Here is a 12,955-nt window from a genome sequence, read left to right as displayed (position 1 = left end):
CGCCGCGCTCAGTGGGCGCGGTGGTCGCCGTCCTCGAGCGTCTTGGGGTCGAGGACCAGCGACGCCGAATCGGTCGAGGTGCCGGCGGCCGCTTCGCGCTTGGCCGCGGCGCGCTCGCGGAAGTAGTGCACCGCGATGAAGATGGCCGTACCCGCGACGGCGGCGAGCAGGATGACGTCGATGTACTCGGTCACGATGTCGCGTACGAACGGGATGTACCCCACGGCGTAGCCCAGCATCGTCAGGCCGACACCCCAGATGATGGCGCCGATGAGGTTGTAGAGCGAGTACTTCCGCCACGGCATGTGGCCCACGCCGGCGGCGATGGGCGCGAAGGTGCGCACCACCGGCACGAAGCGGGCCAGGATCACGGTGATGCCGCCGAAACGCTCGAAGAACGCGTTCGTGCGTTCGACGTTCTTCCGGCTGAAGATGCCGGATTCCTTGCGTTCGAAGATCGACGGTCCCGCCTTGTGGCCGATGAAGTAGCCGACCTCGCCGCCGATGAACGCGGACACGCCGATCGCCAAGGCGACCCACCAGGCGTTGATCCCGAACACGCCGTTCGGTGCCGCGGGAGTCGAGTGCGACAGGAGCCCCGCCATGATGAGCAGCGTGTCACCGGGGAGGAGGAAGCCGATCAGCAGCCCCGTCTCCGCGAAGATGATGAAGCACACCACCAGCAGCGCCCACGGCTGGGAGTTGGTGATGATGGCGGCCGGGTCCAGCCAGGGGAGCAGGCCTGCGGAGTGGATCACATCGGTCCCGTCGGGTCGGAAGAAACGGTGTCGTGGAAGGGATGTCCGTGCGGAAGGGGGGACTTGAACCCCCACGCCCGAAGGCACAGGAACCTAAATCCTGCGTGTCTGCCGGTTTCACCACTCCCGCGAGATGACTCATTCTAGGGCTGACCGTCCCGCGCTCCATGTGAAGCCGCCGTCAACGACGACGACCCCATGTCGGGAGCAGGCGCGTGTCGCGGGAATGCGGGCTCGCCCCCGGTCCTTCCCCTTCGTATGAAGGCCATCGTCTACTCCACCCCGGGTGATTCGTCCGTCCTCTCGCTCGTCGACCGCGAGATCCCCGAACCCGGCCCCGGCGAGGTCCGGGTGCGCATCGCCGTCTCCGGCGTCAACCCGACCGACTGGAAGGCGCGAGCGAGCGTCGGACGCCCCCTCGTCGCCGACGAGGTCACCCCGAACCAGGACGGTGCCGGAACGGTGGATGCCGTGGGCGACGGCGTCGACCACCTCGCCGTCGGCGACCGCGTGTGGATCCACCTGGCAGCTCACCAGCGGCCGACGGGGACCGCGGCGGAGTACTCCGTGATCCCGGCCGCGCGCGCCGTGCCCCTCGCCGACGGGGCGTCGTTCGAGCTCGGGGCCAGCCTCGGCGTCCCCGCCATGACGGCCCACCGCGCCCTCACCGTGCACGAGTTCGGCCCGGCGCGCCTCACGCCCGGGGCGCTCGAGGGTCGGATCGTCCTGGTGCAGGGCGGCGCCGGTGCCGTGGGGCACGCGGCGATCCAGCTCGCCGTCTGGGCCGGCGCCACCGTCATCGCGACCGTCAGCAGCGCCGAGAAGGAGGCGTTCGCCCGCGCCGCCGGCGCCCACCACGTGCTGCGCTATCCCGATGCCGGGTTGGCGGACGGCATCCGTGAGCTCGCCCCGCAGGGCGTGGACCACATCGTCGAGGTGGCGATCGCCGAGAACGCCGGGCTGGACGTCGAGGTCATCGCGAACCACGGGTCGATCGGGTATTACGCCGACAACGGCGGCGACACCTTCACCGCGGCCGTGCGCGACAGCTTCGCGAAGAACGTCCGGTGGCAGGGACTGCTGCTCTACACGGTGGGCGAGGAGGCTCTCGCCGCCGCGGCGGAGGATGTCTCGGCGGCGGTGGCCGACGGGGTGCTTCCGGTGGGGGAGGACGCCGGTCTTCCCCTCAATCTGTTCTCGCTCGAGCAGACCGCCGCGGCGCATGACGCCGTCGAGGGCGGCGCGACCGGGAAGGTGCTCATCCGGGTGGCGGATGCCGACGACTGATCGGTCTCGCTGAGCCGGGTCGGGGCGCGGGACGGGAAGACCCGCGCCCCGACGTCACGTCGGCCGACGGGCGAGGGTGATCGCGCACATCCCCAGCGCGACGCACGCGAGGGCCAGCGCGAGCGGGCTGCCGGCCCGGTGCGCCACCGCACCCAGGACCGCTCCCGTGACGAGCGCGGCCCACAGCAGCAGCGGTCGCCTCCACGCCGTCCGGGCGCCGCCCGTGACGAGCGCGGCGAGGGCGAGTCCCAGACTGACCAGTGTTCCTGTGCTGTAGGTGATCGCGACGCGCGCACGGCCGTCGGCGAGGAACAGCGTGTTCAGCGCTCCCATCGCGGCCGCCAGGAGTCCGGCGCGCCACAGCGTGGCGGAGCCGGCGAGAGCGAGCAGCGCCACCGAGCCCACGACGAGAGCCGCTCCCGCGACGATCCAGGGCCGGGGTCGCGCCAGAGCCGTGTTCGCGACGCCGCCGAGCGCCACGCCCGCGACGAACGCCGCGATGATGCCGGCGGAGGCGAGGGCGATCAACGCTCCCGGACCGAGCACCTCGACGGCCGCTTGGGTGGAGTTGCCGCTCATGAAGGAGACGAACAGGCCGCCGGTGTCGAGGAAGCCGATCGCGTCGACGAAGCCCGCGACGGATGCCAGGGCGGCGGAAACGGCGAGCGATCCGCGGTCGACGTCTTTCATGACGGCATCCCTTCCAACGATCGGTGCGCGTCCGGGATCATCGTCGGGCGTCGGGGGCGTCGTCGGCAAATCGGCGCGGACGCCGGTTGCGGCCACGACACGGCGACGGGGTCGCGCACATCGGTGCGCGACCCCGTCGGTGCGTGGTGTTACGAGGCGTCTCCGCTCTGCGAGCGACGACGGTGGATGATCGTTCCGGCCGCGATGAGCACGCCGAGGCCGAGCATGCCGGCGCCGATCAGCGGCAGCGGCGAGCCCTCGACCTCCGAGCCGGTGTTCGCGAGATTCCCGCGCGAACCCGTGGTCCCCGCGGGTGCGGTGGTCGCGGTCGGGGACGCGCTGGCCGAGACGCTGGGCTCGGGTGACGGCTCCACCGGGGGGTCGGTGGGCTCGGGCGACGGCTCGACCGGAGGCACGACCGCGTTCCACGCGAGCACCGCGGCGGCGTTGCCGATCGCGGGGGCGAAGATGTCGATCGACTCCCGGCTCACGTTCGCGAGCGTGTCATCGACCGTGTGGTAGTTGCGATCCATGATGACCCCGGCCTCGCCGCCGAACACCGCGGCCTGCTCGGCGGTCTTCACGTCGTCGGCGCCCGAGAAGAGGCCGCCCGCGGGGATGCCGTTGTCGATGAACGCCTGGTAGTCCGAGCGTCCCGAGTACTCGCTGTCGATCCAGGGCTGGTCGATGCCGTCGAAGTAGTCGGTGTAGACCTTCTCCAACTCGGCGGAGCCCTCGGGGATGTCCACGCCCTCCGCGGGGAACGTCGACCGGTTGGCGTCGTACACGCCGACCGTGAAGTTCTCCGAACCGATCATGTCGTAGTTGAGGTACGCCGAGATGCGGCCGAGTTCGGCCGGATCGTTGGCCACGAGGTCCGCGACGTAGCGGGTCGAACCCACGAGCCCGACCTCTTCGGCGCTCCAGAGCGCGAGGCGGATGCGCTTGTCGTTCGGGACGTCGGATGCCGCGATCTTCTCGGCCAGCGCGAGGATCGCCGCGGAGCCGGAGGCGTTGTCGTTCACGCCCGGTCCCTCGGGGACACTGTCGAGGTGCGCACCGATGACGATCGTGTCCTCGGGGTCGCCGGCGATCGTGTCGGCGATGACGTTGAACGTCTTGCCGATGAGGAACTCCTTGACGATCTCGGCCGTCCCCTCCACCGGGGCGTCCGCCGGGGCCGCGTCGATGAGGGCCGCCAGGGTCTCGCCCGAGGCCTGCGGCAGGGTGGCGGCGGGGGCGTTGGCTTCGTTGCGCGGACCCGATGCGACGTTCGTGAGCTGGTCTTCGGGACTGACGCCCTCCTCGGCCGGACGGGTGTTGTTGTAGACGAACACCGCGCCCGCTCCGGCGGTCGAGGCGAAGCCGATCTTCTCCTCGAACGTGCAGACTCCTCGCTGCACGAGCACGATCGCCCCGTCGGGGATGTCGGCGAAGTCATCGGCGACGCAGCCGAGCCGCAGGCCGTCAGCGTCTTCGGCGGGCTGAGCGAGCGGCGCCGTGTAGGGCGCGTCGGTTCCCTCGGACAGGTCGAAATGCGAGCCCTCGTAGACGGTGCCGTCCACGGTCAGGCTCGCATCGCCGAAGACCGAGTACGGCTCCTCGAACTCCTGGCGCGTGACGGTGAAGGCGCCGGTGTCCTCGAGCACCTGCTCGGCGTACTCCGCGGCGGCGGTGTAGCCGGGGGAGTAGAACGCCCGGTAGCTCTGGTCGGCGTACGACTCGGTGATCTCCGCGATCTCGGTCAGGTGCGTCATGACGTCCGCGCCGGTCAGGCCGAGCGTCTCGGGCCCGTCCTCCGGCGCCGCGGTGGCCGCCGGTGCGATCAGGAGCGAGCCGCCGACGAGAGCGCCGGCGGCGATCAGGCAGGTCGCGCGTCTCGCGCGTGGGGGAGGGGTCGACAAAGTGGTTCTGGGCACGTGAATGCACCTCTCCGCGGGCACCTCTGCCCGCATCATCCAGGGGGGAATGACTCCTGCCGTCGTGAGAAGACGACAGTGGTCACGATTGTGACCACAATTTCCGTCGATGAACAACAGGTGCAGGAATGTTTACGGGACAGAAACATCCCGCGGTGCGGATCAGCGCGTGCGCGGCACGTACCTCGGTACCCAGCGCACGAACCCCGCGGCCCCGAGGACCGCGATCACGCCCATCGCCGCGACCGCGACCGGCAGCGACACCGCAGCGGTCAGGACGGAGATGAGAACGGGGGCGACCGCCCCGCCCCCGTCGGTGAGCGTGCGCCAGGATCCGAGGAACGCCGCCGGATCGGTCGTGGGGGCGATGTCGGCGCCGAGGGTCAGCAGGATGCCGCTGGACAGTCCGTTGCCGACGCCGAGCACGGCCGCGAACATGGCGAACCACATGGACGCGCTGTCGAGCTCGTGCGTGACCGAGAGGGCGAAGAATCCCGCGCCCATCAGGATCATGGCGGGGAGTGCGGCCCACAGGCGTCCGAACCGGTCCATGACCTGCCCGCTGGCGTAGAACAGCGCGAAATCGATCGCGCCGGACACGCCGACGACCACGGCGATCGTCGGGGCGTCCAACCCGAGCGAGACACCCCACAGGGGCAGCACGACCTGACGGGCCGACCGCACGGCCGACAGGGAGGCGGCGGCGAGGCCGAGGCGTGCGAGCACACCGCGGAACCGCCACATCGTGCGGAACACGCCGGTGCGCTCCACCGTCGGGATCGAGCCGGTGACGGGTTCGCCGGTGTCCTCGGCATCCACCCCTCGGGTCGCTCGCGCGGTCGGTGCGGCGATCGCGCGTTCCGGGTCCGGACCGAGGAAGACCAGAAGGATCGTCGCCACCTGACAGACCGCGAAGAACGCGATGGATGCCGACTCGTCTCCGAAGATCCCGAGGAGGGCGGCGGAGATGAACGGGCCCACGAACATGCCGAGCCGGAACGTCCCGCCCAGCAGCGACAGCGCCCGCGCGCGGAAGTGCAACGGCACGCGCGTGGTCATGAAGGAGTGCCGGGCGAGGGCGAAGGATGCCGCGCAGAACCCGATCAGGAAGACCGCGGCCGCGAACACGGCCAGCGAGTTCGCGAGCACCACCCCGACGAGGCCGCCGAGGATCACGATGCCGGCGACACCCATCGTGAGGCGCTCGCCGAACCGCGCCACCGCCCACCCGGCGGGGATGTTGCCGCAGAGCTGCCCGACGACGAGCGCCGACGCGATGAGCGCGGCGAGGGCGACGTCCGCGCCGAGCCGGTTCGCGATCACCGGGATGAGCGGGATGACCGCCCCCTCGCCGAGGGCGAAGAGGAGGGTGGGGCCGTAGATCATGGGCGCGAAGCGCACCAGCACGTCTCGGGGGGAGTCGCTCGTCATCGTGTCCACGATAGGCTGGAGTGTCATGCTCGAACTGGACCTTGCCGCCGACATCCAGGCGCTGCGCTCGACCTTCGCCGATATTCAGGCCGTGGTCGACGTCGACGCACTCACCGCCGACATCGAACGCCTGAACGAGGAGGCCGGTGCCCCCGACCTCTGGGACGACGTCGACAACGCCCAGAAGGTCACCAGCCGCCTCAGCCACCGTCAGGCCGAGCTCAAGCGCATCACCGAGATCGAGCAGCGTCTCGACGACCTCGAGGTGCTCGTCGAACTCGCCAACGAGATGGAGGACGAGGAGTCCGCCGAGGAGGCGCGCAAAGAGCTCGCCTCTCTCCGCGACGTGATCGGGCAGCTCGAGGTGCAGACGCTCCTCGACGGCGAGTACGACGCGCGGTCCGCGGTCGTGACGATCCGCTCCGGCGCCGGTGGCGACGACGCGACCGACTTCGCCGAGATGCTCCTGCGCATGTACCTGCGCTGGGCCGAGCGCCACAAGTACCCCGTGAAGGTCATGGACACCTCCTACGCCGAGGGCGCGGGCATCAAGTCGGCCACGTTCGAGATCGACGTCCCCTACGCCTACGGGACGCTCTCCGTCGAGGCCGGCACTCACCGTCTCGCGCGCATCAGCCCGTTCGGCGGCGCCGACAAGCGCCAGACGAGCTTCGCCGCGGTCGAGGTCATCCCCGTCATGGAAGAGGCCGTCGAGGTCGAGGTCCCCGAGGGCGACATCCGCGTCGACGTCTTCCGTTCGTCGGGCCCCGGTGGCCAGTCGGTCAACACGACCGACTCGGCTGTGCGCATCACGCACATCCCGACCGGCCTCGTCGTCTCGATGCAGAACGAGAAGTCGCAGATCCAGAACCGCGCGGCCGCCATGCGCGTCCTCCAGACGCGCCTGCTGCTGCTCAAGCGCGAAGAGGAGGCGGCTAAGAAGAAGGAGCTCGCCGGTACGATCACCGCGAGTTGGGGCGACCAGATGCGCTCCTACTTCCTCTACGGCCAGCAGCTCGTGAAAGACCTGCGCACCGGATACGAGGTCGGAAACCCCGCCGTCGTGTTCGACGGCGATCTCGACGGCCTGATCGCCGCCGGCATCCGTTGGCGCAAGCGCAAGGACGACGACGACTGATCCCGGGATGCCACGGTCGTGGCATCCATAGGACTCTCCCGGTTTCGAGACCCGGCGCGTCCTGTCGGGCTGGGCGCATCGCGCGCTTAGGCTCATCGAGCCATGATCCGGTTCGAGAACGTCACCAAGCGGTATCGCGGCACCACGAGACCGGCGTTGAACGCCGTCGACTTCGAGGTGCAGCGCGGAGAGTTCGTCTTCCTCGTCGGAGCCTCCGGTTCCGGCAAGTCGTCGTGCCTGCAGCTCATCCTGCGGGCGGAGACGCCGAGCGAGGGGAGGGTCGTCGTCCTCGGGCGAGACCTGCGCACCCTCTCCAACCGGAAGGTGCCGTACTTCCGGCGCCACATCGGATCGGTCTTCCAGGACTTCCGACTCCTGCCCAACAAGACCGTGCACCAGAACGTCGCCTTCACCCTCCAGGTCACGGGCGCCTCGCGCGGCTTCATCCAGCAGGCCGTGCCCGAGGTGCTCGCGCTCGTCGGACTCGACGGCAAGGAGAAGCGGCTTCCTCACGAGCTCTCCGGCGGTGAGCAGCAGCGTGTCGCGATCGCCCGCGCGCTGGTGAACCGACCTCAGGTGCTGCTCGCCGACGAGCCGACCGGAAACCTGGATCCCGGCACATCCATCGACATCATGCAGCTGCTCGCGCGGATCAACGCCGGCGGCACGACTGTGGTCATGGCCACGCACGAGGCCGGCTTCGTCGACCAGATGCAGCGACGCGTGATCGAGCTGAGCAACGGCGAGATGGTCCGTGACGAGCGGCGCGGTGGATACGGCGACACGTCCGGTCTGCCCCGGCTCGCCCCCGAGGTCGAGAGGGGCGCGGCCGCGGTCGCCGCCCTGACCGCCGTCTTGGAGGTGCAGCGCGAGGTCGCGCACATCACCGGCGCCGTCGAGCCGCTGAACCTCGAGGACGCGCAGCGCGCCGAGGCCGAGCGGGCCGCGGCCGCGCCGGCGACGGACGCGGCGCCGGAGCCCTCGACGCACACGCGCTCGGTCCCCGTCACGACGCCCGATGTCGATGCGCTCGGACTCGCAGACCGCCTCGGCCTCGCCGACAAGAACGACCGCGACGACGAAGTGGGACCCACCTCATGAGATTCGGTCTCATCCTCTCGGAGGCCTTCTCCGGTCTGCGTCGCAACGCCTCGATGGTCATCTCGGTGATCCTGGTGACGTTCGTCTCGCTCACGTTCGTCGGCGCCGCGATGCTCATGCAGATGCAGATCGGCAAGATGCAGTCGTACTGGACCGATCGCGCCCAGGTCGCCGTCTTCATGTGCTCGACCGTGTCGGACAAGCCGTCCTGCACCGCGGGTGAAGCGGCCAGCCAGGACCAGATCGACCAGGTCCGCGCGACGCTCGAGGGTCCGTCGCTGGCGCCGTTGATCCGCAACTTCACGTTCCAGACCAGTGACGAGGCCTTCGAGAACGCCAAGGGGCTGCTGTCGGCGGACATCGCCGACGTCGTCACCGCCGATCAGTTCAACGCCACCTTCAGCATCAATCTGGTCGATCAGAGCCAGTCGGACGTGATCTCCGAGGCGTTCAGCAACCAGGCCGGCGTCGAAGAGGTGACCGACCAGATGCAGTATCTGGAGCCGCTGTTCCAGACGCTCACCGTGGCGACCTACGTCGCCGTCGGCATCGCCGGTCTGATGCTCATCGCCGCCGTGCTGCTCATCGCGACCACGATCCGGCTGTCGGCTTTCGCCCGGCGGCGCGAGCTCGGCATCATGCGACTCGTGGGCGCGTCGAACAGGTTCATCCAGACGCCGTTCGTGCTCGAGGGTGTGCTGGCCGCGCTGATCGGTTCGGCTCTCGCGAGCGTCGCGGTATGGGCGATCGTCGAGGTCGGCGTCAACCAGTATCTGCGCGAGCGGATTTCGTTCATCACGTCGTGGGTGGGCTTCTCCGACGTCGCGATCGTCGTGCCGGTGATCATCGTCATCGGCGTGCTGCTGGCGGCGCTGAGCGCGAGCTTCGCGATCCGACGCTGGCTGCGCGCCTGATCGCGTAGACTGAGGGGCTCTGTGTGCCCGGAATCATGAGGAGGTGGCACCATGCCTCGTGAGCAGGGTGAAAAGCTCATCGCGTCGAACAAGAAGGCGCGTCACGACTACGCGATCGAGAAGACGTACGAAGCGGGGCTCGTGCTGACGGGCACCGAGGTGAAATCGCTCCGACAGGGGCGGGCGAACCTCACCGACGGCTACGCCTACATCGACGGCGGTCAGGCGTACCTGGATGCCGTCCACATCCCGGAGTACTCGCAGGGCCACTGGACCAACCACTCCGCCAAGCGCACGCGCAAGCTGCTGCTGCACAAGGACGAGATCGTGAAGCTCTCGCACGCGGTCGCCGCGGGCGGGTACACGCTCGTGCCCCTGCGCCTCTACTTCCTCGACGGCCGCGCCAAGGTCGAGATCGCGGTCGCGAAGGGCAAGCGCGAGTTCGAGAAGCGCCAGACGATCCGCGAGCGCGAAGACAAGCGCGAGGCGGAACGCGCGATGCGCACGAAGAACCGCCTGGGGGAGTGACCCTCACTCGGCGACGAATCGGCCTTCGACGGTCGCGCCGACGACCAACTCGGGCGGCTGCAGGCTGAACGACGGTCCGGTGTCGGCCTTCGCGAACATCATGCGGGGGGCCGCGGCATCCTGTCGCGACTCCAGCAGGCCCGCGTCGGCGATCTCGACAGCGGTGACGGATGCCAGCCCCAGCGCCTCGGCGTAGGCGGCCGCGCGCTCCACGGCGACCTGCACGGCTGCGGCGGCCACCTTCCGTTCGACGCCCACGCGGGTGTCGCGGGCGAGGCGCCAGTCCACCGCGGTGACCTGCACGTCGTCCGACTCGGCGACGTCGCCCAGCCACCACGACAGCGCACCGGCGTCGGTGAAGGTGGCCGACAGCTCCACGCTCGCGTGGTGCACGAGCGGCAGTTGGGCGCCCTCGCTGTTCCACGGGCGGTCGGACCAGACGGACACCCGTGCGCTCGACCACTCCGAGACTTCGCCCGATCGCAGGTGCGCGACCAGTCCGTCCTGCACGGATGCCGCCCGCTCCTGCGCGCGCTCGACCACCGGACCCCGCGTGGGACCGTCGGTAGACACGGTGACGCGCACCGCGGCCTCTTCGGCGCGCACGCGCGTTTCGCTCTCGCCCCGCACGGTGATGGTGACCTGACTCATGCGGCGAGCCTAGGGGGAGAGGCCGGGAATGGCCCAGGGGAGCGATCCGTTGTAGTCTGTGATGCTCGGGTGCTTCGGCATCCGAGGATGGCAATTCCACAGTGTGACGATGGTCGCTCCTACACGGAGTTCCCGGGGCTGATCGGTTTCGACAGCGCCTGCGAACCTGCGAGAAGCGGGCCGAGGATGTGGGGTTATCTCGTAAACGCTCCCTGCAAAACAATAAGTGCCGAAACCAAGCGCACTGACTTCGCCCTCGCTGCGTAAGCGAGCCCGATAGTCCGTCAGACCGTGTGTGACCCCGCCACGGATCCTGGCGTCATTTAGGGGTCTTGCTGTGTGACGGCGTCCGGACGTCACGCGGGACTTTTCCCGGACTGGGCCTGTCGACTTAGGTGTCTGTGACAAAGGTCGGGGCCGAGCAGAACGTCTGCACAGACTGCGCCCGGAGAAAACGCGGAGACCCAGCGTTGGACGGGGGTTCGATTCCCCCCAGCTCCACAAACCATCGTCACACCGACGGAGTACGGAAGACCGCCCCACGGGGCGGTCTTCTGCTTTGCGGGGGTCACCCGCGGAATGCCGACAGTCCCGTCACCATGCCGCTCACGAGACGCCGTACGCGAGTCTCATCGGAGAAGTCGGCGAGCTCGGATGCCGCTCGCGCGGTCGCTGCGCGGCCCGCGGTGTGGCCGATGATCCGTTCGGCGATCTCGTCGGCGGACTGCCCGGCGGCGGGTGCAGCGGTCGGCGCGAGGAAGCCGGCGACGCCGTAGACCACGGCGAGGATGCCGGTGAAGAGGTCGACGGCGCCGCGTTCGTCGGCGCCGGCGCGGAAGGCCACCTCTAGGTACGCCTCCCCGACGTCGGCGGCATTCGGGCCGGGGTCCGGGCGCGCGAGGAGGGCGGGGATCGCCCATGGCTCCGCGCGCAGGAGAGCGATGTGCCGGAGGGCGAAGCCGACGAGCACATCGGCCGGCGGCATGCCGATGTCGTCGACCAGCGCCAACTCGCCGAGGAGGTCGTCGACCGCCGCATCCACGATCTCCTCCTTCGATCGCACGTGCGTGTAGAGAGCCATCGGAGACGCACCCAAGGCGTCGGCGACCGCTCTCATCGTCAGCGCTCTTCCGCCGGTGTCGTGAAGGACGCGTCGCGCGGCGGCGACGATATCGTCGCGGCCGAGTCCGTTGCGCGTGCGTCTCCGCTTCTGCGATGAGGGGACGGGATCAGGGGCGTCCATAACGTACATTGTACGTTAGCATCGCACTGTGATCCTCTCCGTGCTGCTGATCGCCACACCCGTCCTGTTCACGGCCGCATACGCGGGACTCGGCATCCGTTTCGGCTATCCGGCGATTCTCCGCGAGCCGACGACCGAGATCCTGCGCCGCTTCCGGGCCGGAGGTGCGGGCCTCATCCTCCTGTGGTGGGTGTTCGCGATGTCGGCACTCCTGTTCGTTCCCGTCGCCGTCCTGGCGGGAGACCTCGTCGTCGACCCGGGTGTGCGGACGCTGTCCATCGCGCTCGGCGTGCTCGCGGCCGCGGTGCAGACCCTCGGCCTCATCCGATGGGTGTACCTCGTCCCCTACCTCGCCCGCGAGGCCGATGCCGGCGCCGACCCGACGGCGGTCGACCTCGTGTTCCAGGCATTCCATCGCTACCTCGGCGTCGCCGTGGGCGAGCACCTTGGATACCTGCTCACCGGTGCGTGGACGCTCGCCTTCTCACTGGGAGCCGCGTCCGCGCTTCCGGTCTGGCTCGTCGTCGCCGGAGTCGTCATCGCGACGATGCTGCTGCTCGGGAGTGTGGAGTTCCTCGGGCCCTTCGAGCGATCCGGATGGGCGATCGCCGGTCATCTGGTGTCCATCGGCTACACGATCTGGGCCGTCTGGCTCGTCGCGATCGGGATCGTCCTTCTCGTGGAGTGACGGCTTCGTCAGGCGTCGGGTCGCGTGGACCTGTGCGGGCGCGCGGTGCGGCGCGCCTGCACGTCAGGCTGCCGACCGCGTATGAACGTCGCTCTCGCCGGAGGCGTCGTTGAGCTCGAGGTAGACGCGGCCCTCGGTGCGGGTGAGGGTCGCGGTGTTGCGGCGCTCGATCGCCCCCGCCATCCGCTCGACGAATCCCGGGTCGAACGAGTGCAGCAGCACCTCGTCACCGCGGTGGATGCGCTTGCCGGCCCATGGCGCGGCCACCTTCTCGGGGTCGCGGTGGGTGTAGACGGCGACCCGCTCGGCCTTCATGCTGCCGGTGTGGAGGCGGGCGGCATCCGGGGCTCCCACCTCGATCCAGGCCACGAGTGCGCCGGTGAGATCCCGCACCGAGACGGCGGGTTCGTCGGTCGCGGCGACGCCCTCGCTGAAGGCGATGCCCTCCTCGTACTCGAGGCAGTAGGCCAGGACGCGCGTGAGCATGTACGCGTCGGTCTCGGACGGATGCCGGGCAACCCGGAGCTGCAGTTCTTCGTACACGCCGCGATCGACGTCGGAGAGCTGCACCGTGAAGGTGTGAATGGTCGCGCCGATAGCCACGAGG

13 protein-coding genes, 1 tRNA gene and 1 other RNA gene are annotated in these 12,955 nt (G+C 69.4%); 7 read left to right on the top strand and 8 right to left on the bottom strand.

Going from position 1 to position 12,955, the window contains the following annotated elements:
- Positions 1 to 8 precede the first annotated feature (8 nt).
- Both P8R59_RS16330 and P8R59_RS16325 read right to left on the bottom strand, forming a co-directional pair.
- The gene (locus P8R59_RS16330) at positions 9 to 755 is read right to left on the bottom strand and encodes a DedA family protein (protein WP_278103846.1); all 747 of its coding nucleotides are present in this window, start codon (positions 753 to 755) and stop codon (positions 9 to 11) included.
- Between the two features lie 51 nt (positions 756 to 806).
- Positions 807 to 888, bottom strand: a tRNA-Leu gene (locus P8R59_RS16325).
- A 128-nt stretch (positions 889 to 1,016) separates the two neighbouring features.
- Here P8R59_RS16325 and P8R59_RS16320 point away from each other — a divergent pair.
- Entirely contained in the window at positions 1,017 to 2,045 is a 1,029-nt protein-coding gene (locus P8R59_RS16320) for an NADPH:quinone reductase (RefSeq protein WP_278101920.1), read from the top strand.
- A 54-nt stretch (positions 2,046 to 2,099) separates the two neighbouring features.
- On the opposite strand, the gene P8R59_RS16315 is transcribed toward P8R59_RS16320, so the two are convergent.
- From P8R59_RS16315 to P8R59_RS16305, 3 genes are all read right to left on the bottom strand, one after another.
- Entirely contained in the window at positions 2,100 to 2,735 is a 636-nt protein-coding gene (locus tag P8R59_RS16315; protein ID WP_278101919.1) for a YoaK family protein, read from the bottom strand.
- 149 nt (positions 2,736 to 2,884) lie between these two features.
- Positions 2,885 to 4,654: a M20/M25/M40 family metallo-hydrolase gene (locus tag P8R59_RS16310; RefSeq protein ID WP_278101918.1), complete on the bottom strand. Its 1,770-nt coding sequence runs from the start codon at positions 4,652 to 4,654 to the stop codon at positions 2,885 to 2,887.
- 162 nt (positions 4,655 to 4,816) lie between these two features.
- Positions 4,817 to 6,112: an MFS transporter gene (locus P8R59_RS16305; protein ID WP_278101917.1), complete on the bottom strand. Its 1,296-nt coding sequence runs from the start codon at positions 6,110 to 6,112 to the stop codon at positions 4,817 to 4,819.
- Between P8R59_RS16305 and prfB the strand changes: the two genes are divergently transcribed.
- The 4 genes from prfB (at position 6,111) to smpB (ending at position 9,766) form a co-directional block, all read left to right on the top strand.
- Positions 6,111 to 7,223, top strand: a complete 1,113-nt coding sequence (gene prfB, locus P8R59_RS16300; protein WP_077052644.1) for a peptide chain release factor 2 — start codon at positions 6,111 to 6,113, stop codon at positions 7,221 to 7,223. The genes P8R59_RS16305 and prfB overlap by 2 nt on opposite strands.
- A 102-nt stretch (positions 7,224 to 7,325) precedes the next feature.
- Positions 7,326 to 8,324: a cell division ATP-binding protein FtsE gene (ftsE, locus tag P8R59_RS16295; RefSeq protein WP_278101916.1), complete on the top strand. Its 999-nt coding sequence runs from the start codon at positions 7,326 to 7,328 to the stop codon at positions 8,322 to 8,324.
- Positions 8,321 to 9,238 (top strand): permease-like cell division protein FtsX, encoded by a 918-nt coding sequence (gene ftsX / locus P8R59_RS16290; protein WP_077051726.1) that lies wholly within the window; start codon positions 8,321 to 8,323, stop codon positions 9,236 to 9,238. Before ftsE ends, ftsX begins: the two co-directional genes overlap by 4 nt.
- Positions 9,239 to 9,289: 51 nt before the next feature.
- Positions 9,290 to 9,766 carry an SsrA-binding protein SmpB gene (gene smpB, locus P8R59_RS16285; RefSeq protein ID WP_022878410.1) on the top strand — a complete coding sequence of 159 codons (477 nt, stop codon included), beginning with the start codon at positions 9,290 to 9,292 and terminating at the stop codon, positions 9,764 to 9,766.
- 3 nt (positions 9,767 to 9,769) lie between these two features.
- Here smpB and P8R59_RS16280 read toward each other — a convergent pair whose 3' ends face one another.
- Entirely contained in the window at positions 9,770 to 10,417 is a 648-nt protein-coding gene (locus P8R59_RS16280) for an SIMPL domain-containing protein (protein WP_278101915.1), read from the bottom strand.
- Positions 10,418 to 10,551: 134 nt separating this feature from the next.
- Between P8R59_RS16280 and ssrA the strand changes: the two genes are divergently transcribed.
- Positions 10,552 to 10,921: a transfer-messenger RNA gene (ssrA, locus tag P8R59_RS16275) on the top strand.
- Between the two features lie 64 nt (positions 10,922 to 10,985).
- Here ssrA and P8R59_RS16270 read toward each other — a convergent pair.
- Entirely contained in the window at positions 10,986 to 11,660 is a 675-nt protein-coding gene (locus P8R59_RS16270; protein WP_278101914.1) for a TetR/AcrR family transcriptional regulator, read from the bottom strand.
- Positions 11,661 to 11,688: 28 nt separating this feature from the next.
- On the opposite strand from P8R59_RS16270, the gene P8R59_RS16265 reads away from it, so the two are divergent.
- Entirely contained in the window at positions 11,689 to 12,348 is a 660-nt protein-coding gene (locus tag P8R59_RS16265; protein WP_278101913.1) for a DUF4386 family protein, read from the top strand.
- 63 nt (positions 12,349 to 12,411) lie between these two features.
- Here the strand turns inward: P8R59_RS16265 and P8R59_RS16260 are convergent, their stop codons facing one another.
- Positions 12,412 to 12,951 (bottom strand): YaeQ family protein, encoded by a 540-nt coding sequence (locus P8R59_RS16260; RefSeq protein ID WP_278101912.1) that lies wholly within the window; start codon positions 12,949 to 12,951, stop codon positions 12,412 to 12,414.
- Positions 12,952 to 12,955: the final 4 nt, after the last annotated feature.

Source organism: Microbacterium proteolyticum (genome assembly GCF_029639405.1).
Lineage (GTDB): Bacteria > Actinomycetota > Actinomycetes > Actinomycetales > Microbacteriaceae > Microbacterium.
The sequence above is the reverse complement of the archived record's forward strand: the minus strand, read 5'-3'. Positions and strand labels throughout refer to the sequence as shown.

Excerpts from the sequence above, each read along its gene's own strand:
- P8R59_RS16320 (WP_278101920.1), top strand. The coding sequence starts at position 1,017 with ATGAAGGCCATCGTCTACTCCACCCCGGGTGATTCGTCCGTCCTCTCG.
- P8R59_RS16315 (WP_278101919.1), bottom strand. The coding sequence starts at position 2,735 with ATGAAAGACGTCGACCGCGGATCGCTCGCCGTTTCCGCCGCCCTGGCA.
- prfB (WP_077052644.1), top strand. The coding sequence starts at position 6,111 with ATGCTCGAACTGGACCTTGCCGCCGACATCCAGGCGCTGCGCTCGACC.
- P8R59_RS16305 (WP_278101917.1), bottom strand. The coding sequence starts at position 6,112 with ATGACACTCCAGCCTATCGTGGACACGATGACGAGCGACTCCCCCCGA.
- ftsE (WP_278101916.1), top strand. The coding sequence starts at position 7,326 with ATGATCCGGTTCGAGAACGTCACCAAGCGGTATCGCGGCACCACGAGA.
- ftsX (WP_077051726.1), top strand. The coding sequence starts at position 8,321 with ATGAGATTCGGTCTCATCCTCTCGGAGGCCTTCTCCGGTCTGCGTCGC.
- smpB (WP_022878410.1), top strand. The coding sequence starts at position 9,290 with ATGCCTCGTGAGCAGGGTGAAAAGCTCATCGCGTCGAACAAGAAGGCG.
- P8R59_RS16280 (WP_278101915.1), bottom strand. The coding sequence starts at position 10,417 with ATGAGTCAGGTCACCATCACCGTGCGGGGCGAGAGCGAAACGCGCGTG.
- P8R59_RS16270 (WP_278101914.1), bottom strand. The coding sequence starts at position 11,660 with ATGGACGCCCCTGATCCCGTCCCCTCATCGCAGAAGCGGAGACGCACG.